Below are 26,498 nucleotides of genomic sequence, written 5' to 3'. Positions count from 1 at the left end.
TGTGAACGGGGGATTCCGTCCCGCACTGTTGCGGATTGATCGGCCGCGGACGACCTGTGCGGGAAAGCCTGCGCCGCCGGGAACCGCCAGCCGGATCAGAAGGTTGTCCTGCCCCCGTCGCGCCGCCCGCACCTGCCTGCGGCGACCGGATCGCCAAGGCCGGGGCCGACCGGCAGGGCACCGATTCCCGGCCCGGAATACGGAACGAGGCCGGGATGGCAGTCCCGGCCTCGTCCTCATTGCGATCCGCCCGGCGGGTGTCAGGCGCGCGCCGGCTGCAGCGCGGCACGGGCCTGCGCGGCCCCGCCCTTGAGGTAGCGCGCATAGCCCAGATCGCCGGCTTCGATCTCGGGGGTGCGGCCGGTAATCAGATCGGCCAGCAGCCGGCCCGAGCCCGCCGACATGGTCCAGCCCAGCGTGCCATGGCCGGTGTTCAGGAACAGGTTCGGGATCGGCGTCGCGCCGACGATGGGCGTGCCATCGGGGGTCATCGGCCGCAGCCCGGTCCAGAACAGCGCCTGTTCGGGATCGCCGCCGCCGGGGAACATCTCGCTGACCGATTTTGTCAGGGTGGCGCGACGGCGCGGGTTCAGGCTCAGGTCATAGCCGGCGATCTCGGCCAGCCCGCCGACGCGGATGCGGTCGCCCAGCCGGGTGATCGCCACCTTGTAGGTTTCATCCATCACCGTCGAGACCGGAGCCCGGCTTTCGTCCTGAATGTCGATGGTCAGCGAATAGCCCTTGAGCGGATAGATCGGCAGGTTCAGCCCCAGATGGCGCACCATCTGCGGCGAATAGGGGCCCATGGCCAGAACATAGCGGTCGGCGGTCAGCCGGCCCTGATCGGTCACCACGCCCGAGATGCGGCCGCCCTCGGCCTCGATCGCCTTGACGGAGACGCCCCAGCGGAAGGTCACGCCCAGCGCCTCGGCCATCTCGGACAGGCGGTTGGTGAATTTGAAGCAATCGCCGGTTTCGTCGCCGGGCAGGCGCAGACCGCCGACGATACGCTCGGCTGCGCTGGCCAGCCCGGGCTCGGCGGCAACGCAGCCGGCGCGGTCCAGAACCTCGAAGGGCACGCCATCGGCCTTGAGCACTTCGATATCCTTGCCGGCGCCGTCCAGCTGTTCCTGCTTGCGGAACACCTGCAACGTGCCTTGGGTGCGCTGGTCATACTGGATGCCGGTTTCGGCGCGCAGTTCCGCCAGACAGTCGCGGCTGTATTCGGCGATGCGCACCATGCGGCTTTTGTTCACGACATAGGCGTCATGGGTGCAATTGCGCAGCATCTGCAGCATCCAGCCGATGCGCTGCGCGTCCAGCCGGGGTTGCAGGACCAAAGGCGCATGCGTCTGGAACATCCATTTCAGCGCCTTCATCGGAATGCCCGGCGCCGCCCAGGGCGAGGAATAGCCGGGCGAGATCTCGCCGGCATTGGCAAAGCTGGTCTCCAACGCCGGACCGTCCTGGCGGTCGATCACCGTGACCTCGTGGCCGGCCTTGGCCAGATACCATGCGGTCGTGACGCCGATGACACCGGCTCCCAGAACAACAATCTTCATGTCCGCGCCCTTTTCGGAGGAGATCCTGCGAAGCATAGCGCCAGAACCGGAAATGAAATCCCGATTAGCGGCGCTTTGTCGCAGGATATCGCAATTCTCTTCGATCATTGCGCTGGAATGACGAATTTCCTTCGACTGTTTTCACGATGCCCGAAAGATATGCCGGCGCGCGCCACGGAATCGTGCAGGCGCCGGGTGCCGGGCAACAGCGGTTGCCCCTGCCCTGCCGCCTGCCTAAGCTGGCCGCGCCACGCACAGGTGACCATTCCCATGCCCGAACATGCCCGCAAAAGCGCCTTCGCTCCTTTGCGCCACGCCGATTTCCGCCTGCTCTGGAGCGCGACGCTGATCTCGAATTTCGGCGGTCTGGTGCAATCGGTCGGCGCGGCATGGATGATGACGCAGCTGACGGATTCGGCGACGCTGATCGCGCTGGTGCAGGCCTCGAACACGCTGCCGATCATGCTGTTTGCGCTGGCCTCGGGGGCGCTGGCCGACAATTTCGACCGCCGCAAGCTGCTTTTGGGGGCGCAGGCTTTCATGGCGGCGATGTCGCTGGCGCTGGCTTTGCTGACCTGGCAGGGCTGGATGACGCCGCTGCTGCTGCTGTCGCTGACCTTTCTGATCGGGGTTGGGCAGGCGATCTACAACCCGCCATGGCAGGCCAGCATGGGCGATCTGGTGCCGCGCGCCGATCTGCCGGCGGCGGTGTCGCTGAACTCGGTCGGCTTCAACCTGATGCGCAGCGTCGGACCGGCGGCGGGCGGTGTGATCACGGCGGTCTTTGGCGCCGCCGCAGCCTTTGCGGTCAACGCCGCCAGCTATGCGCCGCTTCTGGGCGCGCTGCTGCGCTGGCACCCCCGCACGCCCGAGCGGCTGACCACGCGCGAGCCCTTTGTCGCCGCCGTTGGTGCCGGGCTGCGCTATGTGGCGCTGTCGCCGAACCTCTTGCGGGTGCTGGCGCGCGGCGCGCTGTTCGGCTTCTCGGCCATCGCGATTCTGGCGCTGCTGCCCTTGGTGGCGAAAAGCCACCCCGAGGGCGGCTCGCTGCTGTTCGGCCTGCTTCTGGGCTGCTACGGGCTGGGGGCGATTTCGGGCGCGCTGGTCAATCCGCGCATGCGCGAGCGGCTGAACAATGAAAACATCGTGCAGCTGGCCTTTGCCGGTTTCGCCGGCGCGGCGCTGATTCTGGCCTTTACCAAGCCGGTCTGGCTGCATGCGCTGGCCATGCTGCCTGCCGGTGCCAGCTGGGTGCTGGCGCTGTCGCTGTTCAATGTCTCGGTGCAGCTTTCGACGCCGCGCTGGGTGGTGGCGCGGGCGCTGGCGCTTTACCAGACCGCGACCTTTGGCGGCATGGCGATCGGCAGCTGGGTCTGGGGCGGCATCGCCTCGCAGCACGGCATCGACACGGCGCTGGCCTGCGCGGCGGTGCCGCTGCTGCTTGGCGCGATTTTGGGCCATTGGTTCCGGGTGCCCGAGTTCGGCACGCTGGATCTGGACCCGGTGAACCGCTTCCGCGAACCCGAGCTGAAGCTGGACCTGCGCGGGCGCTCGGGCCCGATTCAGGTGCTGATCGACTATCACATCGCACAAGAGGACGTGCCCGAATTCCTGCGCCTGATGGCCCAGCGCCGCGACATCCGCCGCCGCGACGGCGCGCGCAACTGGGCGCTGCTGCGCGATCTGGAACACCCCGAGATGTGGAGCGAAAGCTATCACATCGCCACATGGGACGAATATGTCCGCCACAACCTGCGCCGGACCAAGGCCGATTTCTCCAGCTATGAGGCGCTGCACCGGCTGCATCGCAACGAGACCCCGCCGGTCGTGCATCGCATGATTGAACGCCACACGGTCGATGCCAGCGACGACCTGCCGCTGATCGGCAAGCTGGAACTGCCGTGAAGGACAGCCGGCCGGCGCTTTACCCCGACGGGGGCGGCGTCTAGCCTGTGGCCATGCGTCGCCTGATCATCACCCGCGCCCTGTCGCTTGGCCTCAGCCTTGCTGTGGCCACGCTGGTGATTTTCGCGGTGGTGGACATGGTACCGGGCGATCCGGCCAGCTACATGCTGGGCACCGGCGCGCAGCCCGACACGCTGGCGGCGCTGCGCCAGCAGATGGGTCTGGATCTGCCATGGCCGGTGCGCTACCTGCGCAGGCTCGGCGGCATCCTGACCGGAGACATGGGCACCAGCCTTGCCTACAAGACGCCGGTGGCCGGCATGATCATGGAACGGCTGCAGGTCTCGTTGCCGCTGGCGCTGATGGCGCTGATGCTGGCGGTGGCGCTGGCCTTTCCGATCGGCATGGCCGCCGCCGCACGGCGCGGCACGGCGGCCGACACCGCGCTGATGGGGGCGGCGCAGATCGGCATCGCGCTGCCGAATTTCTGGTTCGCCATGCTGCTTGTGATGGTCTTTGCCGTGAACCTGCGCTGGCTGCCGGCAGGCGGGTTCCCCGGTTGGGGCCATCCGCTGGCGGCGCTGAAATCGCTGATCCTGCCCGCCGTCGCGCTGGCTTTGCCGCAGGCCGCCGTGCTGGCGCGCACCCTGCGCTCGGCCCTGATCGAGACGCTGGGGCAGGACTATATCCGCAGCGCCCGCGCCAAGGGGCTGAGCCGGGCGCAGGCGCTGCGCCGCCACGCGCTGCGCAATGCGCTGATCCCGGTGCTGACCATTCTGGGGATGCAGTTTTCCTTTCTGCTGGCCGGGGCCATCATCATCGAAAACGTGTTCTACCTGCCCGGCCTTGGCCGGCTGATCTTTCAGGCCATCGGCCAGCGCGATCTGGTCTTGGTGCAGGGCGCGGTGCTGGTGCTGGTGGCCGCGACCATCCTGATCGCCTTTGCCGTCGATCTGGCCTATGCTCTGATCGACCCGAGGCTGCGCGGATGAGGCTGTCGCTGACCCTTGGCGCCGTGCTGGCCGGTCTTGCGCTGCTGGCGGCCGGGTTCAGCTATGTCTGGACGCCGGGCGATGTGACGCAGATCGCCGTCGCGCAAAAGCTGCAACCGCCCTCGGCCGCGCATTGGCTGGGCACCGATCAGCTGGGCCGCGACATGCTGGCCATGGTCATGGTCGGCGCACGCCTGTCCATCGCAGTGGCGCTGGTGGCGGTGGGCATCGGCATGGGGGTCGGCGTGCCGCTGGGCCTGTGGGCCGCCGCCCGCTCTGGCAGCTGGCTGGACGAGGCGATCATGCGCGGCAACGATCTGGTCTTTGCCTTCCCCAGCCTCGTCATCGCCATCCTGATTACCGCCGCACTTGGCCCCTCGGCGCTGAATGCGATCATCGCCATCGGCATCTTCAACATCCCGGTCTTTGCCCGCGTCACGCGCGGCGCGGCACTGCCGATCTGGACGCTGGACTATATCCGCGCGGCGCGACTGGCCGGCAAGGGGCCAGCACGGATCAGCCTGCAGCACGTCCTGCCCAATATCGCCAACCTGCTGATCGTGCAGGCGACGATCCAGTTCAGCCTTGGCATCCTGGCCGAGGCAGGCCTGTCCTATGTCGGGCTTGGCGCGCAGCCGCCGACGCCCAGCTGGGGCCGGATGCTGGCCGAGGCGCAGACAATGATCTCGCTGGCACCGCATGTCGCGCTGGTGCCGGGGCTGGCGATCCTCATGACCGTGCTGGGACTGAACCTGCTGGGCGACGGGCTGCGCGACGCGCTCGATCCCCGGCTGCGGAGGCGCGCGTGACCGGGGCGACCGTGTCCGGAACGGGCGTGATCCAGACGCGTGAGTTGGGCGTCACCCTTGGCCGGCAGATTCTGGTGCATGGCGTGACGCTGGAACTGGCGCCGGGGCGCATCACCGCGCTGGTCGGCGAAAGCGGCTCGGGCAAGTCGCTGACGGCGCTGGCGGTGGCGGGGCTGCTGCCCCCGGGCATGGCCGCCTCGGGCGAGGTGCTGCTGCAGGGCGAGAACCTGCTGACCCTGCCCGAGCGCGCCCTGTGCCAGATCCGGGGCCAGCGCATCGGCATGATCTTTCAAGAGCCGATGACAGCGCTGAACCCGCTGATGAGCATCGGCGAGCAGGTGGCCGAAGTGCTGCGCCAGCATCGGGGGCTGGAGCGCAAGGCCGCGCTGGCCGAGGCGCGGGCGCGGCTGGACCGGGTCGGCCTGCCCGCGCCACGCTTTCCGCTGGGACTTTATCCGCATCAGCTTTCGGGCGGGCAGCGCCAGCGCGTCGCCATCGCCATGGCCATCGCGCTGCGCCCCGACCTGCTGATCGCCGATGAGCCGACGACGGCGCTGGATGTCACCACGCAGGCCCGGATTCTGGACCTTCTGCGCGATCTCGTCCGCGACGAGGGCATGGCGCTGCTGATGATTACCCATGATCTGGCGGTGGTGCAGGGGCTCGCCGACGAGGTGGCGGTGATGAAGCGCGGCAGCATCGTTGAACAGGGGCCGGTCGCGCAGGTCTTTGCCCGCCCCACCCAGACCTATACCCGCAAGCTGATCGACGCTGCCCGCCATGTGCCCCGGCTGGTGCTGACCGGCCCCACCGCGCCGCTGCTGACCGTGCGGGGCGTGATCCGCGACTATCCCCGGCCACGCGGCAGCGATGCGACGCTACCGCCGCGCCTGCGCGCCGTCGATGGCGTCGACCTGACCATCCACGAGCGCGAATCCGTCGGGCTGGTCGGCGAATCCGGCTGCGGCAAGTCCACGCTGGCCCGTGCCATTCTGGGGCTGGACAGGGTTCAGGGCGGCAGCATCCAGCTGGACGGGCAGCAGGTCGGCACCACCCTGCCCCCCGCCCTGCGCGCCCGGATGGGGGCGGTGTTTCCGGACCCGTTCGGCAGTTTTGATCCGCGTTGGACAGTGGAGCGGCTGGTGGCCGAGCCCTTTCACCTGACCGGGCGCCCCGCCGACTGGCGTGGCCGCGTCGCCGAGGCGCTTTATGACGTGGGCATCACCGGCGATGCCATGTCGCGCCATATCCACGAATTCTCGGGCGGGCAGCGCCAGCGCATCGCTTTGGCGCGGGCGCTGATCATCCGGCCCAGCCTGATCGTTCTGGATGAGGCGGTCAGCGCGCTGGACCTGCGGGTGCGGGCACAGATCCTGGACCTGCTGGCGCGGCTGCGGCTGCGCCACGGGCTGGCCTATCTGTTCGTCAGCCATGATCTGGGCGTGGTGCGCCAGATCACCGACCGGGTGCTGGTGATGCAGGCCGGCCGAATCGTCGAAGAGGGCGTGACCGCCGCCGTGCTGGAAAACCCCGCCCATGTCTATACCCGGACGCTGCTGGCGGCGACGCCGCGTCTGAGCATACGCGAGAATGCTCACATTTAGGTCAGACCACTTGCGGATTTGTTCTTTTGCCCCTAAATCCCTGCCGCTTCACGCAAGGACGAGGTCCGAGGAATGAAAGACATGGCCATGAACGCGGCCATCGACATGGCTGACGAAACCGCATGGATCGGTGGGCAGGTCCCGGCTGCGGCAGATGGCGCGCGCGGCGTTCCGGCCGTGGTCGAATCGCCCCTGCCGCTGTCGCGCGACCGGATCGCGGGCGCCGGACGGCCGTCTGAAGGCGGTAACTGACCACGCCCATGCCCTGTCTGAAGGCGACAAATCCGCAGGATCGTCGCGCAGCCGGCGCCGGGCGTCATGAAATTGCAACAGACTATCAATAGGCTAGCGGCGGCCCCAATTCCGGGTCGCCGAAAAAACAACAGGCCTCGCTTGCGCAAGGCCTGTTGCTCCTCCCCTGTCATGGCGGCCAAGCCTCCCCGAATGGCCGCCCAGGTATTCCATCGTCGCTCAGGCGGTGATCAACTCTGCCTGCCGCACGATCACTTGTGCCTGACGGATTGACGCAATGTCAACTAGTCTACCTTTGTATACGGTGGCGCCGGCCCCGGTTTTCGCGGCTTCTTCCATCGCGGCAAGGATTTCGCGCGCCTCGGTCACGGCCTTTTCGCTGGGCGAAAAGACTTCGTTGGCCAGCGCCACCTGTTTGGGGTGAATGGCCCATTTCCCGACCATGCCCAATGTGGCCGAACGCAGCGCCTGCGCGCGGAAGCCCTCGTCATCACTGAAATCGCCAAAGGGGCCGTCGACCGGCAGCACGCCATGGGTGCGGCAGGCCGCAACGATGGCAGCCTGCGCCCAATGCCACGGGTCGGACCAGTATTTCGCGCCCTGATGCGCCATGTAATAGTTTTCCTGCGTTCCGCCGATGCCGGTGGTGGCCATGCCCATGCTGGCGGCGAAATCGGCGGCACCAAGGCTCATCGCCTGCAGGCGCGGCGATGAGGCGGCGATCTCCTCGACATGGGCGATGCCGGCGGCGGATTCGATGATCACCTCAAGGCTGATGCGTTTCTTGCGGCCCTTGGCGGTCTCGATCGCGGTCACCAGCGCGTCCACGGCATAGACATCCGAGGCATTGCCGACCTTGGGGATCATGATCTGGTCCAGCCGGTCGCTGGCCTGTTCCAGCAGATCGACCACATCGCGATACCAATAGGGCGTGTCCAGACCGTTGATGCGCACCGACAGGGTCTTGCCGCCCCAATCCACATCGCCGATGGCCTGAATGATGTTCTTGCGCGCCTGCTCCTTGTCGTCGGGCGCCACCGAATCCTCCAGATCAAGGTTGATGACATCGGCGGCCGAGCCGGCCATCTTCTCGAACAGGGCCGGGCGCGAGCCGGGGCCGAACAATTGGCAGCGATTCAGGCGGGCCGGCGCGGCGGGTTGCGTGCGGAAGGACATGAGCAGCCTTTCGGTAAGGATGTTTCAACATGAGCTGCCAAAGTGATAGATAGTTGCTGCGCTTGCAGCAAGCGCATTCTGCATATGCAGCGCAGGCTTGCGCTTGACGCCCCCGCGCTTTGGGCGCAGGACGCGGCCACGAAGCGATTGCGACAGGAGAAGCACGATGAGCCGCACCGTCTATCTGAATGGCGAATACCTTCCCGAGGCCGAGGCCAAGGTCTCGATCTTCGACCGCGGTTTTGTCATGGCCGACGGCGTCTATGAGGTCACCAGCGTTCTGGGCGGCAAGCTCTTGGACTTTCCCGGCCACCTGAAGCGGCTGGCGCGCTCGCTGTCGGAATTGCAGATGGGCAATCCGCTGTCGGATGACGAATGGCTGGCCATCCACCGCAAGCTGGTCGAACTGAACGCCATCGACGAGGGCATCATCTATCTGCAGGTGACGCGCGGCAATGCCGGCGACCGCGACTTTGCCTTCCCGGCCGAGGATACGCCGCCGACCGTTGTGCTGTTCACCCAGTCCAAACCCGGCCTTGCCGCCAATCCGCAGGCCAAGACCGGGCTGCGCGTGATCTCGGTCCCCGATCTGCGCTGGTCGCGCCGCGACATCAAGACGGTGCAGCTGCTTTACCCCTCGCTTGCCAAGATGGAGGCCAAGCATCGCGGCGTCGATGACGCATGGCTGGTCGAGGACGGTTTCGTGACCGAGGGCACCTCGAACAACACCTATATCGTCAAGGATGGCAAGATCATCACCCGGCAGCTGTCGCAGGACATCCTGCACGGCATCACCCGCGCCTCGCTTCTGCGCTATGCCGCCGAGGCGCAGATGCAGATCGAGGAACGCCCCTTTACCATCGAAGAGGCGCAGGCCGCCGACGAGGCCTTCTTTACCTCGGCCTCGGCCTTCGTGCTGCCGGTGGTCGAGATCGACGGCGCCAAGGTCGGCAACGGCAGTGCCGGGCCGGTCGCCACGCGCCTGCGCGAGCTTTATCTGGAAGAATCGCTGAAATCGGCGATCTGAGCATGAAAAAGGCGCGCCCCCCGGCGCGCCTTTGATCCGTCGGGCCGCCGGTCAGGCCGTGGCGCGCTCGATATTGATGGGGCCGACGCCGCTGACTTCGGTGTCGCGCAGCACCGCCAGCACCTTGCCGTTCAGCACCACCTGCACATCGTCGCCGTCCTGCACCAGATCGGGCTTGTCGGCGCCGGTGTAATCCTTGGGCACCGACAGGGTGATGGTGTCCGCGCTGCCATAGGTGACATCCACCGCGCCCGAGACCGCGTCCGAGATCACGATATGGTCGCTGCCCTTGCCGCCGTCCACGATGTCATGGCCGCCGGCATAGATGGTGTCATTGCCATCGCCGCCCAGCAGCGTGTCCTGCGCATCCGGGGTGGAATCATCAGCCGACAGGATCAGGTCGTCATCCTTGCCGCCGTCGATATAGACGGTGGCGCCATTGTCGGTGATGCTGTCGTCGCCGGCGCCGCCGGTGATCGAATGTTCGCCGGGATTGACGGTGATCGTATCATTGCCCTCGCCGCCGTCGATGGTGTCATTGCCCTGATCGGCGCCCAGATCCAGCCCGCCATAGACGTCATCGCCATAGCCCAGATAGATCTCGTCATCGCCGGGATCGGCGGCGACGGTATCATTGCCATAGCCGGTCCAGACCAGATCGTCGCCCGCGCCCGCATCGACCGAATCATCGCCACCATAGGATTGGATGGCATCGTCGCCATCGGTGCCGATGATCGTGTCGGCGTCATCGGTGCCCTCGGTGACATCGCGGCCGCCATAGGGATCGTCGGGCGGCGCGTCGGGTGCGTGATCGTCGTCATTGCTGGCGACGAGCGAGCCTATCCCGGCAAGCCCAAGCACCCCCAGCAACAGGAAAATGGTCTGGTTCATCGACACCCTCCAAGGTCTTCGCGCGGCAGGATAGACCGGCCCACCCCCGACCGGCAACCGTCGAAACGGGGGCCGGCGGGTGGCCACGCAAACCCTTGCCGGTGCCGCCCCACGGGACGGGCGGCGCGACGGGCCTAGCCCGCGGCGGGCATCCGGGCCTCGACCATGCCGGCATACCAGCTGGCCCCGGCGGGGATCGCGTCATCGTCGAAATTATATTCCGGCGAATGCACCATGGCGGTGTCGCCATTGCCAACAAAGATATAGGCGCCGGGCCGGGCGTTCAGCATATAGCTGAAATCCTCGCCCGCCATCAGCGGCTGCATATCGGTGGTGACATCGCCCGCGATCTGGCGCGCCACCTCGGCGGCATGTTCGGTCGCCTCGGGGTGGTTCATCGTCACCGGATAGCCGCGCTCGTAATGCACATCGGCATGGCCACCAAAGGCCAAGGCAGTGTTGACGGCGACGCGGCTGATCGCGGCCTCGATCAGGTCGCGCACCTCGGGGGCCAGCGTCCGGGCGGTGCCGCGCAGCACCACCACCTGCGGGATGACGTTATGGGCGGTCGAATCCGTCTCGACCACGCAGACCGAGACGACGCCGCTTTTCAGCGGATCGACATTGCGCGCCACCACCGATTGCAGCGCCACGATCACCTGCGCCGCGATCAGCGTGGTATCGACGCAGTCATGCGGCTTGGCGGCATGGCCACCCTTGCCGGTAATGGTGATGTCGAACTGGTCGGTGGCCGCCATCATCGCACCGGCCTTGATGGCGAAGCTGCCGACCGGATAGCCCGGCATATTGTGCATGCCGTAGAATTCCTGAATGCCCCAGCGTTCGACCAGCCCGTCCTCGACCATCGCCTTGCCGCCGCCGCCGCCCTCTTCGGCGGGCTGGAAGATGACGATGGCGGTGCCGTCGAAATTGCGCGTCTCGGCCAGATATTTCGCCGCCCCCAGCAGCATGGCGGTGTGGCCGTCATGGCCGCAGGCATGCATGACACCCGGCACCTTCGAGGCATAGTCCAGCCCGGTGATCTCGCGGATCGGCAGGGCGTCCATGTCGGCGCGCAGACCGATCACCCGGCCCCGGCTGTCGCTGCGGCCGCGAATGACACCGACCACGCCCGTGCGCCCGATACCCTCGACTACCTCATCGACGCCGAATTCGCGCAAAAGCTGCGCCACCCGGCCGGCGGTGCGGTGCACGGCATAATCCAGCTCGGGATTTTCATGGAAATCCCGGCGCCAGGCGGTGATCTCGGGCAGCAATTCGGCAAAGCGGTTCTTGACGGGCATGGGACTTCTCCTTCGCGGCAAAGCTTGGCCCTTTTGCCCGCGCCCCGCAAGGGTCCGGCCCGTCGCAGCCCTTCCCGCCGTCGCGGCTCAGGCGGGCCCGTCCAGCACCTGATGGCCCGGCGCGACCTCGCGCCAGCGCACCGGGGCCGGGGCATGGCCCGGCGGATGGATCACGCCAACCGGGGCGCCGGAATCGTCCGGCGGGCGCCACCCCCGAGCCAGCGGCGGCACGGCGGCCAGCAGGCGCCGGGTCTGTGAATGCGCCGGCGCCGCAAAGAGCTGCGCCCGGCTACCGGTCTCGACGATGCGGCCCTGATGCATGACGGCGACGCGATGGCTGATGCGTTCGACCAACGCCATGTCATGGCTGATAAACAAAAGCGCAATGCCCAGATCGCGCTGCAATCCGGCCAGCAGATCCAGCACCTGCGCCCGGACCGTGGCATCCAGCGCCGAAACCGGCTCATCCGCCACGATCAGCCGCGGCTCCAGCGCCAGCGCACGGGCGATGGCTACGCGCTGGCGCTGACCTCCCGACAGTTCATGCGGCAGCCGGTCCATCAGCGCGCGCGACAGGCCGACGCGGTCGAAGAGCGCCGCCACCCGGTCCCGACGCTGGGCCGCGGTGCCGATGCCATAATTCGCCAGCGGCTCGGCTACTTGCCGCGCCAAGGACATGCGCGGGTCGAGACTGGATTGCGGGTCCTGAAAGATCATCTGCATGTCGCGCCGTGCCTCGCGCAGCGCGCCTGCGTCCAGCGCCATGATCTCGCGCCCGTCCAGCCGGATCGAGCCGGCGCAAGGCTCGATCAGCCGCAGGATCGAACGGGCGGCGGTGGTCTTGCCACAGCCGGATTCGCCGACCAGCGCCAGCGTCTCGCCCCGCGCCAGATCCAGCGACAGATCCTCGACGGCATGGACCTGCGGCCCCGTGCTGCGACGAAACAGCCCCCGCCGCAGGGCAAAGCGCGTGACCAGCCCGCGCACCTGCAAAAGCGGCGGCCCCGTCGGACCCGGCGCCGGCCCGTCCGCCTGCGCGCCCAGCCGGGGCATGGCCGCCAGCAGCGCCCGGGTATAGGCATGGCGCGGCGCGGCAAGGATGCGGGCGGCGGGCCCCTCTTCGACCGGCAGCCCCCGGCGCAGGACCAGAATGCGGTCGGCCATCTGCGCCACCACCGCCATGTCATGGCTGATGAACAGCACCGCCATACCGGTTTCCTGCTTCAGCCGGTCGATCAGCGTCAGGATCCCGGCCTGCGTGGTCACGTCCAGCGCCGAGGTCGGCTCGTCGCAGATCAAAAGCTGCGGGCGGCAGGCCATGGCCATGGCGATCACCACGCGCTGGCACATTCCGCCCGACAGCTCATGCGGATATTGCCGCAACTGGCGCTCGGGCTCGGGCAGGCGCATCTGCTGCAGCAGTTCCAGCGCCTGCGCCTGCGCGGCGGCGCGCGACAGGCCGCGATGCGCGATCAGCCCCTCGCATAGCTGGCGGCCAATGCTCAGCACCGGGTTCAGCGCCGCCACCGGCTCTTGAAAGACCATGCCGATGCGATTGCCCCGGATCCGGCGCATCGCCTCCGGATCGGCCCGCGCCAGATCGCGCCCGTCAAAGACCAGCGACCCGCCCCGAATCCGGCCACCGCCGAATTCGACCAGCCGCATCAAGGCCAGCGCGCTGACCGATTTGCCGGCGCCGGATTCGCCGGTCACGCACAGGCATTCGCCGGGCGCGATGTCAAAGCCGACGCCGCGCAGGCCCTGCACCTCGCCCGCGCGGGTCTGGAACGTGACCCGCAGATCGCGGACCGAGACGAGATTTCCGTCGGACATGCGGCCTCGCGCGGCATGGGCGGGTTTGGCGCCAAAGCTAGCCCGCCCCGGCGCTGATGCAAGAACTTGATTTTCTCGTCGGTTCCGTCCGACAGTCCGCAGACCCACAGGGCACAGGAGCAGACGATGCGCATCAAGGTCTTGCTGATGGGGGCCGCCTGCGGGGCGGCCATGACGGGAATGGCCCGGGCCGAGCGGGGCGTGGACGGGCAGGTCAATGTCATCATGTGGCAGGCGCCCTCGACGATGAACCCCTATCTGTCGACCGGCAGCAAGGACATCATCGCCGCCAGCGCCGTGCTGGAGCCGCTGGCGGTCTTTGTGCCCGATGGCGCGCTGGCGCCCCGGCTGGCAGCCGAGATCCCCTCGGTCGCGAATGGCGGCATCGCTACCGATCTGCGCAGCGTGACATGGAAGCTGCGCCCGGGGCTGATCTGGTCCGATGGCAGCCCGGTCACGGCGGCGGATGTGGCCTTTACCGCCGCCTATTGCATGGATCCCGCCGGCGGCTGCGCGCAGCTGGCGAAGTTCGACGGCATCGACAAGGTCGAGGCGCTGGACCCGCTGACGCTGCGCATCAGCTTTGCCACGCCCCGGCCCGATCCGTTCTCGGCCTTTGTCGGCGCGCAGACGCCGGTGCTGCAACAGGCGCAGTTCCGGGGCTGCACCGGCGCGGCGGCGCCGGGCTGCACGCAGCAGAATTTCCAGCCCATCGGCACCGGCCCGTTCCGGGTGACCGGGTTTCGCACCAATGACGCGGTGCTGCTTGAGGCCAATCCCGCCTATCGCGATCCCGATAAGCCCGCCTTTGCCACGCTGGTCCTGAAGGGCGGCGGCGATGCGGCGGCGGCGGCGCGTGCGGTGCTGGAAACCGGCGAATATGACTATGCGTGGAACACGCAGCTGGCCCCCGATGTTATCGCCGGCATGGAGGCCAAGGGGCTGGGCCGGGTCGAGGCCGCCTTTGGCAGTCTGGTCGAGCTGATCCACGTCAACCTGTCCGATCCCTCGCCCGATCTGCCCGAGGCCGAGCGCTCGACCCTGAAACATCCCCATCCGATCCTGTCCGACCCGGCCGTGCGGCGCGCGCTGTCGCTGGCCATCGACCGCTCGCTGCTGACCGATATCGGCTATGGCCCCGCCGGCCAGCCGACCTGCAATCTGGTGCCGGCGCCGGCGGCATGGGCCTCGGACAATACCGCCTGCCTGACGCAGGACATCGCCGGGGCGCGGGCGCTGCTGGATGGCGCCGGCTGGGTGCCGGGCAGCGACGGCATCCGCGAAAAGGACGGCCATCGGCTGCATTTGCTGTTCCAGACCTCGGTGAACGCGGTGCGTCAGGATTTTCAGGCGCTGATCAAGCAATGGTGGCAAGAGATCGGCGTCGAGACCGAGCTGAAAAGCGTCGATCCTTCGGTGTTCTTCGGCGGTGATGCCGGCTCGCCCGACACGTTCCAGAAATTCCATGCCGATCTGGAGATGTTTGCCAATAATTTCGAAGGCTCGAACCCCGAGCCCTATCTGGCGCGGCAAGGCTGCGACAAGGTGCCGGGCCCGGACAATCAGTGGCAGGGCGAAAACATCAGTCGCTATTGCAACCCGGAATACGACCGGCTGCTGGCCGAGATGTCGCAGACCGTCGATCCCGCCGAACGCGGCGCGATGGGCCGGCGGCTGAACGATATGCTGACGCGCGACAGCGATGCGATCATCCCGCTGGTCTATCGCGGCACCAGCTCGGCCTATGCCAATACCTTGGGCGGGGTGGTGCTGAACGCATGGGACAGCGAGCTGTGGAACGTCGCCGACTGGCATCGCACCCGCTAGCCGGGGTGGCGCCATGCTGAACCTTGCCCTGCGCCGGCTGGCGATGGCGGTGCCGACGCTGCTGTGCATCTCGCTGGTGATCTTTCTGTTGCTTGAGGCGGCGCCGGGCGATCCCTTGGGCGAGATGCCCCTGACCGTGCCGCCCGAGGTCAAGGAGCGGATGCGCGCCGCGCTGGGGGTCGGTGAGCCATGGCCGCTGCGCTATCTGTTGTTTCTGAAGCAATTCTTCTGGGTCGAGCCGCTGCACTGGCTGGACCGGCTGCTGGGCACCGACTTTGGCGCCGGCCAGCAGCGGCTGATCAGCTATCAAAGCCGCGCGCCGGTCTTTGACGTGATCGCCGAGCGGCTGCCGCAGACGCTGGCCGTGGTCGGGCTGTCCTATCTGCTGGGGGTTCTGGTCGCCCTGCCCGTCGCCATCCTGTCGGCCCGGCACCCGCAGGGCTGGTTTGACCGCATCGCCGGCAGCCTTGCCATGCTGGGCTATTCGCTGCCGACATTTCTGACCGGGCTGGTGCTGATCTGGGTGCTGGCGATCTGGCTGAAATGGCTGCCCTCGGTCTATGACACCACGCTGCGGGTGACGGATTGGGCATCGCTGCTGCGTCAGCTGCGGCAGATGGCGATGCCGGTCGCGGTGCTGACGCTTTACAATGCGGCGCAGATCAGCCGCTATCTGCGCGCGGCCATGCTGGACAATCTGCGTCAGGACCATGTGCGCACCGCCCGCGCCAAGGGACTGGGCGAAGGCGCGGTGCTGTGCCGGCATGTGCTGCGCAACAGCCTGAGCTCGATGGTGACGGTGATCGCCCTTGGCCTGCCCACGGTCTTCGGTGGCGCCATCATCACCGAGCAATTGTTCAAGGTGAACGGGCTGGGACAGTTGCTGATCCTTGCGATCAACGCCCATGACCTGCCGATGGTCATGGCGCTGACCTTTGTCTTTGCACTGCTGATCGTGCTTTGCACGCTGCTGGCCGATCTGCTTTACGGAATGCTGGACCCGAGGATCCGCCATGGCTGAACGGGCCAGCCTGTGGCAGCGACTGCGCCCGCAGCGCGGCGCGATGATCGGGCTGTGGGTGCTGGCGCTGCTTGTGGTCTTTGTGCTGCTGGGGCCGTGGCTGTGGCGGATCGCGCCCACACATATCGACATCCGCGCCCGCAATCAGGGCCTGTCCTGGGCGCATCCGCTGGGCACAGATCAGCTGGGCCGGGATATGATGGCGCGGCTGATGGCGGGCGGACGAATTTCGCTGGCCGTGGCGATGGCGGTCATGCCGATCACGCTGGGGCTGGGCGGGCTGGTGGGGTTGCTGGCCGGCTATTTCCGGCGGCTGGACGGCGTGCTGATGCGGCTGACCGAGCTGTTTCTGGCGTTGCCGCTGCTGCCGCTGCTGTTGCTGATGGTGACGCTGTTCCGCGAGCCGCTGGCACGGCATCTGGGGCCGCCGGGCGGCAGTTTCGTGCTGATCGTGCTGGCGATCGGGCTGACCTCGTGGATGGCGGTGGCGCGCATCCTGCGTGGCGAGGTGCTGGCGCTGAAGGAGCGCGGCTTTATCGAGGCGGCGCGCGCCATCGGCACCCGCCCCGGCGCGATGCTGTGGCGCCATGTCCTGCCCAATGTCGCCTCGCCCGTGGTGGTCGCAGCAACTCTGGGCATGGCGACCGCGATCACCACCGAAAGCGCGCTGAGCTTTCTGGGCCTGGGCTTTCCGCCGGATTATCCGACGCTTGGCCGGTTGCTGCATGATGCCATGGACCAGATGCAGCAATATCCGCTGCGGGCGCTGTTACCGGGGCTGATGATCGCCGTCACGGTGCTGGCGGTGAATGCAGTCGGCGAGGGTTTGCGCGAGGCGCTGGACCCGCGGAGCGGTTCGCGCTGACGGCTAGCGCGGCTGGGTATTTGGAAAATGGTGAAACTGCAGGCGCTGCGCCAGCAGGGCAAGCTGGTCGCGGGGCAGGATCAGCAGCATCGGCCCCGTGATCGTCAGATCGACCGGGCCGGTGGTGCGGTTCGAGGTGCCGGTGCGCAGGTCGGGGGCAAAGTGAAGCCCCTCGATCGGCCATTCGAGCCCGGTCGAGCGGCCGCTGGCTGCGCCCATCGGATAGAGCGAAAGACGTGTGCCTGCGGGCAGGTCCAGCGCGATCCGGGGCGGGCAGAGCGTGATGGCGTCATCCCCGGCCAGCAGGATGGTGGGCGGGCCGAGGCGGCGGGCGAGCGTGGTCAGCGCGGCAAGGAAATGGTCCTGACGTGCACCAGAAAAGCCGATGGCCAGAACCAGCGGCGCCCGGATCCGGGTTAGGCATTTTTCGAAATCGGTGCTGTCCTGTTCGGCGATGTGATGCAGGTTTTCCGTCGGGATCGCCTGCCGCGCCCGATCCGAGATCGAATCGAAATCGCCCCAGACCGCCTGCGGCATCAGGCCGAAGCCCAGCGCCGCATCGGCCCCGCCATCGGCGGCGGCGAGGGTCGGGGCCAGCGGCAATGCCGCATCGAGATCGGCGCGGCTGACCGGGCCACCGCCGATCAGCGTGACCGGCTGGCGGCTGGTCAGCATCATTCGCCCTTGCCGATGCCGCGGAACACGCGGCGGAAGGGCATGATCCAGAGGATGCCGAGACCGATATAGACCGCCAGCTCGATCAGGATCGGCTGGCGGCCCCAGGCGCGGTCCATCCAGTTCACCAGCGAGACCGCCACCATAATATAGAGCGGCAGGCCGATGAGCAGGATGACCAGCGACCAGCGCTTGCGGGCTTTCAGATCCATCAGTCGGCGAAGGGATCGGTGACGAGGATGGTGTCGTCACGCTCGGGCGAGGTCGAGAGCAGCGCCACCGGGCACTGGATCAGTTCCTCGATGCGGCGGACGTATTTGATCGCCTCGGCCGGCAGGTCGGCCCAGCTGCGCGCGCCTTGGGTCGATGCTTGCCAGCCCGGCATTTCCTCATAGACCGGGGTCACCTTGGCCTGAAGCGCGGCGGCGGTGGGCAGGTGGTCATAGAAGGTGCCGTCGATTTCGTAGCCGGTGCAGATCTTCAGCGTCTCGAACCCGTCCAGCACGTCCAGCTTGGTCAGCGCGATGCCGTCCACGCCCGAGATGGCGCAGGTCTGGCGCACCAGCACCGCATCGAACCAGCCGCAGCGGCGCTTGCGCCCGGTGACGGTGCCGAATTCATGGCCCCGCTCGCCCAGTCGCTGGCCGTCGGCGTCGTCGAGTTCGGTCGGGAACGGGCCCGAGCCGACGCGGGTGGTATAGGCCTTGACGATGCCCAGCACGAAGCCGATCGCCGAGGGGCCCATGCCGGTGCCCGAGGCCGCCATGCCCGACATGGTGGTCGAGGAGGTGACATAGGGATAGGTGCCGAAATCGATGTCCAACAGCGAGCCCTGCGCGCCCTCGAACAGGATGCGTTTGCCGGCCTTGCGGTAATCGTTCATCACCTTCCAGACGGGCTGGGCGTATTGCAGCAGCTTCGGCGCGATCTCCAGCAGTTTGGCGCGCAGCTCGGCCCGGTCGATGGGCGTGGCGCCCAGACCCTGACGCAGCGCGTCGTGATGCGCGAGCAGGCGGTCAAGGCGCGAATCGAGCGTCTCCTGATCACCCAGATCGGCGACGCGGATGGTGCGGCGGCCGACCTTGTCTTCATAAGCGGGCCCGATGCCGCGACCGGTGGTGCCGATCTTGCTGGCACCCGCCGCCTCTTCGCGCAGCTTGTCCAGATCCTGATGCAGCGGCAGGATCAGCGGTGTGTTCTCTGCGATCATCAGGTTCTCGGGGCTGATTTCCACGCCCTGCGCCGACAGCTTGTCGATTTCCGCAAACAGCGCCCAGGGGTCCAGCACGACGCCATTGCCGATGACCGCCATCTTGCCCTTGCGCACGATGCCCGAGGGCAGCAGCGACAGCTTGAACACCTGATTGCCGATGACCAGCGTGTGGCCGGCGTTGTGACCGCCCTGAAACCGCGCGATCACATCGGCGCGTTCGCTGAGCCAGTCGACGATCTTGCCCTTGCCTTCGTCGCCCCATTGCGCGCCGACGACCACCACATTGGCCATATTGGTTCCCTTCCGCGGTCATGAATGCCGCAGTTGGTATAATGGCCGAAGCCGCGCGGGGAAAGCGCATTCCGTCCTGATCGTTTTTCGGGCTGATTGCTTGAAACTTCACCACCCTCTGAAAGAGGTCACCCCCGCTGATGCCTTTCCTTGCAGTTCGCCGGCCGATCTGCCGATGCTTCGGGCAAAGAGGCCCCCGATGCTGCACCAGACCATTCCCAGCCAGCTTCCGCGCGCCGCAGGTCGGATCCGCGCCGGATTCGGTCTGCGCGACGGCGCTACGCGGCTGGCGAGGCTGCATCAGGCGGGCAGCGGCAAGGCCATGCTGCCGCCGGGCGCGGGCTGCGAGCTGGTGCTTCTGAACACCTCGGGCGGGCTGACCGGCGGCGACCGGATGGAGATTCTGGTCGCTCAGGATGAAGGCACGCGGCTGCTGGTCACGACCCAGACCGCCGAACGCGCCTATCGCAGCGTTACCGGGCGCGCGCATGTCAGCGCCCGCTACGAGGTCGCGCCGGGTGCGCATCTGGACCTGCTGCCGCAGGAAACGATCCTGTTCGACCGCGCGGCACTCGCGCGCGAGCAAGAGATCACGCTGAGCGGCGATGCCACCTGCCTGTGGTGCGAGAGCCTGATTCTGGGCCGTGCCGCCATGGGCGAGGTGGTCACGCAGCTGGACCTGACCGACCGGCGGCGGATCAGCCGCGACGGGCGTCCGGTCTTTGTCGAAAACCTGCGCCTGACCGACGCGGTGCTGGCGCAGGGCGGGCCGGCGCTGCTGGCGGGCGCACGCGCCTTTGCGACGCTGGTGCTGCTGGCGCCCGACGCCGGCGACAGGCTGGCGCGCGCCCGCGCAGCGCTGGGATCCGACGGCGCCGCCAGCGCCTTTGACGGCAAGCTGGTCGCACGGCTGATGGCGGGCGACGGCTGGCCCTTGCGGCAAGCGCTGATGCGGCTGATCCGCGCCATCCGGCCCGGCCCCCTGCCCCGCGTCTGGCAGATCTGAGGAGAGAAAGATGAACCTGTCCCCCCGCGAAAAGGAAAAGCTGCTGGTCTCGGTCGCCGCCATGGTGGCGCGGGGCCGGCTGGCGCGCGGCGTCAAGCTGAACCACCCCGAGGCCATCGCGCTGATCACCGATTTCGTGGTCGAGGGCGCCCGCGACGGCCGCACGGTCGCCGATCTGATGGAGGCCGGCGCCCATGTCATCAGCCGCGATCAATGCATGTCCGGCATCCCCGAGATGATCCATTCCGTGCAGGTCGAGGCCACCTTCCCCGACGGCACCAAGCTCGTCACCGTCCACGATCCCATCCGCTGAGAGGCTACCATGAAAAAGCTGATACCCTTGCTGATGTTCCCGACCGCCGCCCTTGCCCATCCCGGCCATGTCGCGGGCAGTCCCTTTGCGGCGGGCTGGGCGCATCCGCTGAGCGGTTCGGACCATGTGCTGGCCATGCTGGCCGTGGGGCTGTGGGCTGCGACCGCGACCGACCGGCGCGGCATCTGGGCGCTGCCGCTGAGCTTCATGGCGGCGATGGTGCTGGGCGGCGTCTTGGGCGCGGCAGGCGTGCAGCTGCCGGCGGTCGAGCCGATGATCCTTGCCTCCTCGGTCATTCTCGGGCTGGCGGTGGCGCTGGCGCTGCGGCCCTCTCTGGGCGTGGCGCTGCCGGTGGTGGCAGCATTCGGCGTGATGCATGGCCATGCGCATGGCGCCGAAGGGCCGGCAACGGGTCTGGCCGCATATGCGGCAGGGTTCTTGCTGGCCACGGGCGCGCTGCATCTCGCGGGCATCGGCCTTGGCCGTCTGGGCCTGACGCGGATCCTGGGCGGGCTGACGGCGGCGGCAGGTGTCGCGCTGGCGGTGATGCCGTGATCCCGGGCGAGATCTTTCCGGCCGAGGGCGACATCACGCTGAACGCCGACCGCGAGGCGATCACCCTGATGGTCGCCAATACCGGCGACCGTCCGGTGCAGGTCGGCAGCCATTACCATTTCGCCGAGACCAATCCCGGTCTCGATTTCGACCGCGCCGCCGCGCGCGGCTTGCGGCTGGACATCGCTGCCGGCACCGCCGTGCGCTTTGAGCCGGGCCAAAGGCGCGAGGTCCGGCTGATCCCGCTGGCCGGGGATCGAAAAGTCTTTGGCTTCAACGCGCAAGTCATGGGATCACTGGATTGACCGGCAGCCGCCGGCAGCAATCGGAGCAAGAATCATGTGCAATGCCTGTGTGATCGAAAGCGTCAAGGAAACGATGATGAGCCGGCGCAAGCTGTTCATGGGGGCCGCCGCCACCGGCGCCGCCGCCATTGCAGCCAGCGCCATCAGCGCCCGCCCCGCCATGGCCGAAGCCAGCGGCAAGGTGATCGACCTGACCTATGTCTTTGACGAGGCCTTCCCCACCTTCGACGGCGTCCCGGGCATTGCCTATGAAGAGGCGGTGAACTTTGACAAGGCCGGCTATCAGCTGTGGAAGATCACGTTTTACGAACACTCCGGCACGCATATCGACGCGCCGCTGCATTTCTCGAAAGACGGCACCTCGGTCGCAGAGCTGGCGCCCGAGACGCTGGTTTGCCCGCTTTGCGTGATCGACATCACCGCCAAGGCGCGTGACGACGCCAATGCGGCGCTTGAGGCCGAAGATGTCGAGGCGTGGATCAAGCAGAATGGCGACATCCCCAAGGGGGCATGCGTTGCGATGAACTCCGGCTGGGGCGCCAAGGTGGGCTCGCCCGAGTTCCGCAACACGCCGGATGGCAAGTTCGCCTTCCCTGGCTTTGGCAAATCGGCCACCGATCTGCTGGCCCAGATGGAGGTCGCGGCCATCGCCAGCGACACGTTGTCGCTGGACCCCGGCAATTCCGCCGATTTCGCGGTGCATAAATCGTGGCTGCCCAGCGGCCATTACGGCATCGAGAACCTTGCCAATGTCGATCAGCTGCCCGCCAAAGGCGCCACGATCTTTGTCGGCGCGCCGAAACATGCGCGCGGCACCGGCGGCCCGGCGCGTATTCTGGCGCTGGTCTGATGGCGACGGTTCCGCTTTTGTCAGATGAGGATGCCCCGGCGGAAAGCCGGGCCATCTTTGACGAGATCCGCGCCGCGCGAAAGACGGATTTCGTCAACAACTTCTGGCGCGCGCTGGCGCATGATCCGGCACTGCTGCGCGCGACATGGGACCGGCTGAGTCAGGTCATGGCCCCCGGCGCGCTGGATCCGCTGGTCAAGGAGCTGATCTATGTCGCGGTGTCGACCGTGAATGGCTGTTCCTATTGCGTGCATTCACATACTGCGGCGGCCCGCGCCAGGGGCATGAGCCCCGAACAACATGCCGAATTGCTGGCCGTGATCGGCATGGCCAGCCAGACCAATGCGCTTGCGACCGCCTTGCAGGTGCCCACCGACCCCCGCTTCAAGGAGGACTGAATGGCCCTGACCATTTCCCGCCCCGAATATGCCCAGATGTATGGTCCCACCACCGGGGACCGCGTCCGGCTGGGCGATACCGAGATCATCATCGAGGTCGAGCGCGACCTGACCATCTATGGCGAAGAGGTGAAATTCGGTGGCGGGAAGGTCATCCGCGACGGCATGGGCCAAAGCCAGGTCACGCGCGCCGGGGGCGCCATGGACACGGTGATCACCAATGCGCTGATCCTCGACCATTCCGGCATCTACAAGGCCGATATCGGGCTGCGCGACGGGCGCATCGCCGGGATCGGCAAGGCCGGCAACCCCGACACCCAACCGGGTGTCACGCTGATCATCGGGCCGGGGACCGAGATCATCGCCGGCGAAGGCCGCATCGTCACGGCGGGCGGCATGGACGCGCATATCCATTTCATCTGTCCCCAGCAGGTCGAGGATGCGATTTCCTCCGGCATCACCACCATGCTGGGCGGCGGCACCGGCCCCGCGCATGGCACGCTGGCAACCACCTGCACCCCCGGGCCATGGCATATTGGGCGCATGATCGCGGCGATGGATTCGGTGCCGGTGAACATGCTGATCTCGGCCAAGGGCAACGCCTCGCGTCCCGAGGCGCTGGAGGAAATGGTCCGCGCCGGGGCCTCTGTCCTGAAGCTGCACGAGGATTGGGGCACCACCCCCGCCGCCATCGACTGCTGCCTGTCGGTCGCCGATGCGATGGATGTTCAGGTGACGATCCACACCGATACGCTGAACGAATCCGGCTTTGTCGAGAATACGTTGGCCGCGATCAAGGGCCGCACCATCCACGCCTTTCATACCGAGGGCGCGGGCGGCGGCCACGCCCCCGACATCATCAAGCTGGTGGGGGCAAGCAATGTCATCCCCAGTTCCACCAACCCGACGCGGCCCTTTACCGGCAATACGCTGGAAGAGCATCTGGACATGCTGATGGTCTGCCATCACCTCGACAACCGCGTCCCCGAAGATGTGGCCTTTGCCGAATCGCGCATCCGGCGCGAAACCATCGCGGCCGAGGACATCCTGCATGACATGGGCGCGTTTTCGGTGATTTCCTCGGACAGTCAGGCCATGGGCCGTGTCGGCGAGGTGGTGACGCGCACATGGCAGACCGCGCACAAGATGAAGGTGCAGCGCGGGCGGCTGGCGGATGAAACCGGCCAGAACGACAACATCCGCGCCCGCCGCTACGTCGCGAAATACACGATCAACCCCGCCATCGCCCATGGCATCGCGCATGAGATCGGCTCGATCGAGCCGGGCAAGCGCGCCGATCTGGTGATCTGGGATCCGGCAATGTTCGGCGCCAAGCCCGAGATGGTGCTGGTCGGCGGTATGATTTCTTGGGCGCAGATGGGCGATCCGAACGGCTCGATCCCCGTGCAGCCGATGTATATGCGCCCGATGTGGGGCGCGATGGGCCGCGCGATGCAGGCGAGTTCCGTGACCTTCGTAAGCCAAGCCGGGCTGGAGGCGGGCGTGGGTGAGGCGATGCTGAAAGCGGCGGTTCCGATCAAGGGCACGCGCGGTATCGGCAAGGCCGACATGCGGCTGAACGCGACCACGCCTCATATCGAGGTGGACCCGGAAACCTATGAAGTGCGCGCGGATGGTGAGCTGCTGACCTGCGAACCCGCCACCGAACTGCCGCTCGCCCAGCGGTATTTCCTGTTCTGATGCCGCAACGCAGCATTGCAGTTTCGGAAGTAGTTATGACAGCAAAGATGACTTATATTGCCAGCCATGGGAGGAAACCGTTCGCCAAAACCGAAAGGGTTTCCAATGGCTATCCAAACCAACGCCTATTCGCCCTGGCTGCCGGCGGCCTACGACGCCTTCTTTGCCAAACTGGGCCAAGGGCTGAACAGCTACATCGAAACGCGCTCGCGCCGGGCCGAGATTGCCGCGCTCGAGGCGAAATCGGACGAAGAGCTGGCCAAGATGGGCATCAGCCGCGACCGCATCGTGCATTACGTCTTTCGCGACATGGTCTGGGTCTGATCCGGCACCAAGGCACTTTCGCAGGGGGTCGGCCATGAGCGATCCCCTGCTCTTGCACAGCGCGCCTTTGCGCGCGACTGCCATCCTGCGCGCCACGCCCGCGACCGACGCCGTGGTGCTGGACTATGAGGGCCGCTTCCTGCGCCGCAAACGACTGGTGGCGCGCTCGGGCCTGTCCTTTCTGGTCGATCTACCTGAAACCGTCAGCCTTGATCCCGGCGATGCCTTCGTGCTGCAAGACGGCCGGCGCATCGGCGTCGAGGCGGCGCTGGAACCCTGCCTGCGGGTCGAGGGCACGCTGCCGCGCCTTGCATGGCATATCGGCAACCGCCACACCCCCTGTCAGATCGCGGCCGATCACCTGCTGATCCGCGCCGACCATGTGCTGGAAGGCATGTTGCGCGGTCTGGGCGCCAAGGTGACGCAAACCATGGCCGCCTTTGCCCCCGAGGGCGGCGCCTATGGCCATGGCCGCACGCTGGGTCATGACCATGGCCCCGGTATTCACGCGCATTGACCGGCCATGCATGATCGCCTGACCCTGATCCAATGGTTGTCGCCGGCCTTTCCGACCGGCAGTTTTGCCTATTCGCATGGGCTGGAACAGGCGATGGTCGATGGCGCCCGCAACGGCACGGCGGTCGCGGCATGGATCGCGGCGGTGCTGGAACATGGCGGCGGCTGGAGCGATGCGGTGCTGCTGGCGCTGACCCTGCGCGGTGCGGACGCCTCCGAGATGGCGGATCTGGCACGGGCGCTGGCCGGCTCGGCCGAACGCCTGACCGAGACGCTGGATCAGGGCCGCGCCTTTGCCGCCACGGTCTCGGCCCTGGGCAATCCGGTGCCGGCCCTGCCGCTGCCGGTGGCGGTGGGCATGGCCGCGCGGCGGCTGGATCTGCCCGCGCCCGAGATCATCGCCCATTACCTGCATGGCTTTGCCGGCAATCTGGTTTCGGCCGCGACGCGCTTTCTGCCGCTGGGTCAGGCCGAGGCGCAGGGCCTGCTGGCGGGCCTGCACGGCGGCATCGCCGAGACCGCCGAACGTGCCGCCGAAGCCGGCGTCGAGGATCTGGCCGTCTCTTGCCTTGGCGCGGATCTGGCGGCGATGCGGCACGAAACCCTGGATGTGAGGATCTTTCGAACATGATGAACGGCCCCCTGCGCGTCGGCATCGGCGGTCCCGTCGGCGCCGGCAAGACCACGCTGACCGAGCAACTGGCCCGCGCGCTGGCGCCGCGCCTGTCGATGGCGGTGATCACCAATGACATCTATACCCGCGAGGACGCCGAGGCGCTGATGCGCGCCCAGGTCCTGCCCGTGGAACGCATCCGCGGCGTCGAGACCGGCGGCTGCCCGCATACCGCAATCCGCGAGGATGCCAGCATCAATCTGGCCGCCGTGGCCGATCTGCGCGCCGCGATCCCGGATCTGGAGCTGATCCTGATCGAATCGGGCGGCGACAATCTGGCGGCGACTTTTTCGCCCGAGCTGGCCGATCTGACCATCTATGTCATCGACACCGCCGCCGGGCAGGACATCCCGCGCAAACGCGGCCCAGGGCTGGCGCGCTCGGACCTCCTGGTGGTGAACAAGACCGATCTGGCCCCGTATGTCGGCGTCGATCTGGCGCTGCTGGAAAGCGATGCCCGCGCGGCGCGCGGCGCGCTGCCCTTTGTCATGGCCGAGCTGCGACACGGCAAGGGCGTCGCGGCGGTCGTGGATTTTCTGGTGCGCGAGGGCGGGCTGGCGCTGGCCGCACCCGCCTGACGCGGCCCTTCGGGCGGGCGTGAGTGCCCGCC

28 protein-coding genes are annotated in these 26,498 nt (G+C 67.3%); 20 read left to right on the top strand and 8 right to left on the bottom strand.

What is annotated here, in order from left to right; genetic code table 11:
• Positions 1–260: 260 nt before the first annotated feature.
• The gene (locus GL279_RS06120) at positions 261–1,562 is read right to left on the bottom strand and encodes a D-amino acid dehydrogenase (RefSeq protein ID WP_155063736.1); all 1,302 of its coding nucleotides are present in this window, start codon (positions 1,560–1,562) and stop codon (positions 261–263) included.
• 270 nt (positions 1,563–1,832) lie between these two features.
• On the opposite strand from GL279_RS06120, the gene GL279_RS06115 reads away from it, so the two are divergent.
• The 5 genes from GL279_RS06115 (at position 1,833) to GL279_RS06095 (ending at position 7,124) form a co-directional block, all read left to right on the top strand.
• A complete protein-coding gene (locus GL279_RS06115) occupies positions 1,833–3,467 on the top strand; it encodes an MFS transporter (RefSeq protein ID WP_155063735.1) in 1,635 nt (544 codons plus the stop codon).
• A 53-nt stretch (positions 3,468–3,520) separates the two neighbouring features.
• Positions 3,521–4,459, top strand: coding sequence for an ABC transporter permease (locus GL279_RS06110; RefSeq protein WP_155063734.1), 939 nt, complete (start codon positions 3,521–3,523; stop codon positions 4,457–4,459).
• Positions 4,456–5,268: an ABC transporter permease gene (locus GL279_RS06105; protein WP_155063733.1), complete on the top strand. Its 813-nt coding sequence runs from the start codon at positions 4,456–4,458 to the stop codon at positions 5,266–5,268. Before GL279_RS06110 ends, GL279_RS06105 begins: the two co-directional genes overlap by 4 nt.
• A 26-nt stretch (positions 5,269–5,294) precedes the next feature.
• Positions 5,295–6,872, top strand: coding sequence for a dipeptide ABC transporter ATP-binding protein (locus GL279_RS06100; RefSeq protein ID WP_343039723.1), 1,578 nt, complete (start codon positions 5,295–5,297; stop codon positions 6,870–6,872).
• Positions 6,873–6,944: 72 nt separating this feature from the next.
• Positions 6,945–7,124, top strand: a complete 180-nt coding sequence (locus GL279_RS06095) for a hypothetical protein (RefSeq protein ID WP_155063732.1) — start codon at positions 6,945–6,947, stop codon at positions 7,122–7,124.
• Between the two features lie 219 nt (positions 7,125–7,343).
• On the opposite strand, the gene GL279_RS06090 is transcribed toward GL279_RS06095, so the two are convergent.
• Entirely contained in the window at positions 7,344–8,300 is a 957-nt protein-coding gene (locus tag GL279_RS06090; protein ID WP_155063731.1) for an L-malyl-CoA/beta-methylmalyl-CoA lyase, read from the bottom strand.
• A 166-nt stretch (positions 8,301–8,466) separates the two neighbouring features.
• Between GL279_RS06090 and GL279_RS06085 the strand changes: the two genes are divergently transcribed.
• On the top strand, positions 8,467–9,327 hold the full coding sequence (locus tag GL279_RS06085) for a D-amino-acid transaminase (protein WP_155063730.1): 861 nt from the start codon (positions 8,467–8,469) through the stop codon (positions 9,325–9,327).
• Positions 9,328–9,378: 51 nt separating this feature from the next.
• Here the strand turns inward: GL279_RS06085 and GL279_RS06080 are convergent, their stop codons facing one another.
• The 3 genes from GL279_RS06080 to GL279_RS06070 form a co-directional block, all read right to left on the bottom strand.
• Positions 9,379–10,218, bottom strand: coding sequence for a calcium-binding protein (locus tag GL279_RS06080; RefSeq protein ID WP_155063729.1), 840 nt, complete (start codon positions 10,216–10,218; stop codon positions 9,379–9,381).
• A 134-nt stretch (positions 10,219–10,352) separates the two neighbouring features.
• Positions 10,353–11,522 (bottom strand): M20 aminoacylase family protein, encoded by a 1,170-nt coding sequence (locus GL279_RS06075; RefSeq protein ID WP_155063728.1) that lies wholly within the window; start codon positions 11,520–11,522, stop codon positions 10,353–10,355.
• Between the two features lie 87 nt (positions 11,523–11,609).
• The gene (locus GL279_RS06070) at positions 11,610–13,355 is read right to left on the bottom strand and encodes an ABC transporter ATP-binding protein (RefSeq protein WP_155063727.1); all 1,746 of its coding nucleotides are present in this window, start codon (positions 13,353–13,355) and stop codon (positions 11,610–11,612) included.
• A 126-nt stretch (positions 13,356–13,481) separates the two neighbouring features.
• Here GL279_RS06070 and GL279_RS06065 point away from each other — a divergent pair, with 126 nt between their 5' ends.
• From GL279_RS06065 to GL279_RS06055, 3 genes are read left to right on the top strand one after another with little or no spacing between them, the layout of a single operon-like run.
• Positions 13,482–15,182 carry a peptide ABC transporter substrate-binding protein gene (locus GL279_RS06065; protein WP_155063726.1) on the top strand — a complete coding sequence of 567 codons (1,701 nt, stop codon included), beginning with the start codon at positions 13,482–13,484 and terminating at the stop codon, positions 15,180–15,182.
• Between the two features lie 13 nt (positions 15,183–15,195).
• Positions 15,196–16,203 (top strand): ABC transporter permease, encoded by a 1,008-nt coding sequence (locus tag GL279_RS06060; protein WP_155063725.1) that lies wholly within the window; start codon positions 15,196–15,198, stop codon positions 16,201–16,203.
• Entirely contained in the window at positions 16,196–17,068 is an 873-nt protein-coding gene (locus GL279_RS06055) for an ABC transporter permease (RefSeq protein ID WP_155063724.1), read from the top strand. Before GL279_RS06060 ends, GL279_RS06055 begins: the two co-directional genes overlap by 8 nt.
• A gap of 3 nt (positions 17,069–17,071) precedes the next feature.
• Here the strand turns inward: GL279_RS06055 and GL279_RS06050 are convergent, their stop codons facing one another.
• Genes GL279_RS06050 through GL279_RS06040 form a run of 3 tightly spaced genes read right to left on the bottom strand, consistent with a single transcriptional unit; the run spans position 17,072 to position 19,247 of the window.
• Positions 17,072–17,743: a thiamine diphosphokinase gene (locus GL279_RS06050; protein WP_343039722.1), complete on the bottom strand. Its 672-nt coding sequence runs from the start codon at positions 17,741–17,743 to the stop codon at positions 17,072–17,074.
• Positions 17,743–17,955, bottom strand: a complete 213-nt coding sequence (locus tag GL279_RS06045; RefSeq protein WP_155063722.1) for a DUF2842 domain-containing protein — start codon at positions 17,953–17,955, stop codon at positions 17,743–17,745. Before GL279_RS06045 ends, GL279_RS06050 begins: the two co-directional genes overlap by 1 nt.
• Positions 17,955–19,247, bottom strand: a complete 1,293-nt coding sequence (locus GL279_RS06040) for an adenylosuccinate synthase (RefSeq protein WP_155063721.1) — start codon at positions 19,245–19,247, stop codon at positions 17,955–17,957. Before GL279_RS06040 ends, GL279_RS06045 begins: the two co-directional genes overlap by 1 nt.
• A 199-nt stretch (positions 19,248–19,446) precedes the next feature.
• On the opposite strand from GL279_RS06040, the gene GL279_RS06035 reads away from it, so the two are divergent.
• The 11 genes from GL279_RS06035 (at position 19,447) to ureG (ending at position 26,466) form a co-directional block, all read left to right on the top strand.
• Positions 19,447–20,253, top strand: coding sequence for an urease accessory protein UreD (locus GL279_RS06035; protein ID WP_155063720.1), 807 nt, complete (start codon positions 19,447–19,449; stop codon positions 20,251–20,253).
• Between the two features lie 10 nt (positions 20,254–20,263).
• The gene (locus tag GL279_RS06030; protein ID WP_155063719.1) at positions 20,264–20,566 is read left to right on the top strand and encodes an urease subunit gamma; all 303 of its coding nucleotides are present in this window, start codon (positions 20,264–20,266) and stop codon (positions 20,564–20,566) included.
• Between the two features lie 9 nt (positions 20,567–20,575).
• A complete protein-coding gene (locus GL279_RS06025; protein ID WP_155063718.1) occupies positions 20,576–21,121 on the top strand; it encodes a HupE/UreJ family protein in 546 nt (181 codons plus the stop codon).
• A complete protein-coding gene (locus tag GL279_RS06020; protein ID WP_343039721.1) occupies positions 21,118–21,426 on the top strand; it encodes an urease subunit beta in 309 nt (102 codons plus the stop codon). Before GL279_RS06025 ends, GL279_RS06020 begins: the two co-directional genes overlap by 4 nt.
• Before the next feature lie 34 nt (positions 21,427–21,460).
• Entirely contained in the window at positions 21,461–22,276 is an 816-nt protein-coding gene (locus tag GL279_RS06015) for a cyclase family protein (protein WP_155063717.1), read from the top strand.
• Positions 22,276–22,674, top strand: coding sequence for a carboxymuconolactone decarboxylase family protein (locus tag GL279_RS06010; RefSeq protein WP_155063716.1), 399 nt, complete (start codon positions 22,276–22,278; stop codon positions 22,672–22,674). Before GL279_RS06015 ends, GL279_RS06010 begins: the two co-directional genes overlap by 1 nt.
• Complete coding sequence (gene ureC / locus GL279_RS06005; protein WP_155063715.1) at positions 22,675–24,375, top strand: urease subunit alpha; 1,701 nt, start codon at positions 22,675–22,677, stop codon at positions 24,373–24,375.
• A gap of 105 nt (positions 24,376–24,480) precedes the next feature.
• Positions 24,481–24,699 (top strand): hypothetical protein, encoded by a 219-nt coding sequence (locus tag GL279_RS06000; protein WP_155063714.1) that lies wholly within the window; start codon positions 24,481–24,483, stop codon positions 24,697–24,699.
• Between the two features lie 34 nt (positions 24,700–24,733).
• Positions 24,734–25,216 (top strand): urease accessory protein UreE, encoded by a 483-nt coding sequence (locus GL279_RS05995; RefSeq protein ID WP_155063713.1) that lies wholly within the window; start codon positions 24,734–24,736, stop codon positions 25,214–25,216.
• Positions 25,217–25,222: 6 nt separating this feature from the next.
• Positions 25,223–25,846 carry an urease accessory protein UreF gene (locus tag GL279_RS05990; RefSeq protein WP_155063712.1) on the top strand — a complete coding sequence of 208 codons (624 nt, stop codon included), beginning with the start codon at positions 25,223–25,225 and terminating at the stop codon, positions 25,844–25,846.
• Positions 25,843–26,466 carry an urease accessory protein UreG gene (ureG, locus tag GL279_RS05985; RefSeq protein ID WP_155063711.1) on the top strand — a complete coding sequence of 208 codons (624 nt, stop codon included), beginning with the start codon at positions 25,843–25,845 and terminating at the stop codon, positions 26,464–26,466. The genes GL279_RS05990 and ureG overlap by 4 nt, the downstream gene beginning before the upstream one ends.
• Positions 26,467–26,498 lie beyond the last annotated feature (32 nt).

Source organism: Paracoccus limosus, assembly GCF_009711185.1.
GTDB classification, from domain to species: Bacteria; Pseudomonadota; Alphaproteobacteria; order Rhodobacterales; family Rhodobacteraceae; genus Paracoccus; species Paracoccus limosus.
The sequence above is the reverse complement of the archived record's forward strand: the minus strand, read 5'-3'. Positions and strand labels throughout refer to the sequence as shown.

What these genes read in the sequence shown, in the direction of transcription:
- GL279_RS06120 (WP_155063736.1), bottom strand. Translation starts at nt 1,562, where the DNA reads ATGAAGATTGTTGTTCTGGGAGCCGGTGTCATCGGCGTCACGACCGCA.
- GL279_RS06115 (WP_155063735.1), top strand. Translation starts at nt 1,833, where the DNA reads ATGCCCGAACATGCCCGCAAAAGCGCCTTCGCTCCTTTGCGCCACGCC.
- GL279_RS06110 (WP_155063734.1), top strand. Translation starts at nt 3,521, where the DNA reads ATGCGTCGCCTGATCATCACCCGCGCCCTGTCGCTTGGCCTCAGCCTT.
- GL279_RS06105 (WP_155063733.1), top strand. Translation starts at nt 4,456, where the DNA reads ATGAGGCTGTCGCTGACCCTTGGCGCCGTGCTGGCCGGTCTTGCGCTG.
- GL279_RS06095 (WP_155063732.1), top strand. Translation starts at nt 6,945, where the DNA reads ATGAAAGACATGGCCATGAACGCGGCCATCGACATGGCTGACGAAACC.
- GL279_RS06090 (WP_155063731.1), bottom strand. Translation starts at nt 8,300, where the DNA reads ATGTCCTTCCGCACGCAACCCGCCGCGCCGGCCCGCCTGAATCGCTGC.
- GL279_RS06085 (WP_155063730.1), top strand. Translation starts at nt 8,467, where the DNA reads ATGAGCCGCACCGTCTATCTGAATGGCGAATACCTTCCCGAGGCCGAG.
- GL279_RS06080 (WP_155063729.1), bottom strand. Translation starts at nt 10,218, where the DNA reads ATGAACCAGACCATTTTCCTGTTGCTGGGGGTGCTTGGGCTTGCCGGG.
- GL279_RS06075 (WP_155063728.1), bottom strand. Translation starts at nt 11,522, where the DNA reads ATGCCCGTCAAGAACCGCTTTGCCGAATTGCTGCCCGAGATCACCGCC.
- GL279_RS06070 (WP_155063727.1), bottom strand. Translation starts at nt 13,355, where the DNA reads ATGTCCGACGGAAATCTCGTCTCGGTCCGCGATCTGCGGGTCACGTTC.
- GL279_RS06065 (WP_155063726.1), top strand. Translation starts at nt 13,482, where the DNA reads ATGCGCATCAAGGTCTTGCTGATGGGGGCCGCCTGCGGGGCGGCCATG.
- GL279_RS06060 (WP_155063725.1), top strand. Translation starts at nt 15,196, where the DNA reads ATGCTGAACCTTGCCCTGCGCCGGCTGGCGATGGCGGTGCCGACGCTG.
- GL279_RS06055 (WP_155063724.1), top strand. Translation starts at nt 16,196, where the DNA reads ATGGCTGAACGGGCCAGCCTGTGGCAGCGACTGCGCCCGCAGCGCGGC.
- GL279_RS06050 (WP_343039722.1), bottom strand. Translation starts at nt 17,743, where the DNA reads ATGCTGACCAGCCGCCAGCCGGTCACGCTGATCGGCGGTGGCCCGGTC.
- GL279_RS06045 (WP_155063722.1), bottom strand. Translation starts at nt 17,955, where the DNA reads ATGGATCTGAAAGCCCGCAAGCGCTGGTCGCTGGTCATCCTGCTCATC.
- GL279_RS06040 (WP_155063721.1), bottom strand. Translation starts at nt 19,247, where the DNA reads ATGGCCAATGTGGTGGTCGTCGGCGCGCAATGGGGCGACGAAGGCAAG.
- GL279_RS06035 (WP_155063720.1), top strand. Translation starts at nt 19,447, where the DNA reads ATGCTGCACCAGACCATTCCCAGCCAGCTTCCGCGCGCCGCAGGTCGG.
- GL279_RS06030 (WP_155063719.1), top strand. Translation starts at nt 20,264, where the DNA reads ATGAACCTGTCCCCCCGCGAAAAGGAAAAGCTGCTGGTCTCGGTCGCC.
- GL279_RS06025 (WP_155063718.1), top strand. Translation starts at nt 20,576, where the DNA reads ATGAAAAAGCTGATACCCTTGCTGATGTTCCCGACCGCCGCCCTTGCC.
- GL279_RS06015 (WP_155063717.1), top strand. Translation starts at nt 21,461, where the DNA reads ATGTGCAATGCCTGTGTGATCGAAAGCGTCAAGGAAACGATGATGAGC.
- GL279_RS06010 (WP_155063716.1), top strand. Translation starts at nt 22,276, where the DNA reads ATGGCGACGGTTCCGCTTTTGTCAGATGAGGATGCCCCGGCGGAAAGC.
- ureC (WP_155063715.1), top strand. Translation starts at nt 22,675, where the DNA reads ATGGCCCTGACCATTTCCCGCCCCGAATATGCCCAGATGTATGGTCCC.
- GL279_RS06000 (WP_155063714.1), top strand. Translation starts at nt 24,481, where the DNA reads ATGGCTATCCAAACCAACGCCTATTCGCCCTGGCTGCCGGCGGCCTAC.
- GL279_RS05995 (WP_155063713.1), top strand. Translation starts at nt 24,734, where the DNA reads ATGAGCGATCCCCTGCTCTTGCACAGCGCGCCTTTGCGCGCGACTGCC.
- GL279_RS05990 (WP_155063712.1), top strand. Translation starts at nt 25,223, where the DNA reads ATGCATGATCGCCTGACCCTGATCCAATGGTTGTCGCCGGCCTTTCCG.
- ureG (WP_155063711.1), top strand. Translation starts at nt 25,843, where the DNA reads ATGATGAACGGCCCCCTGCGCGTCGGCATCGGCGGTCCCGTCGGCGCC.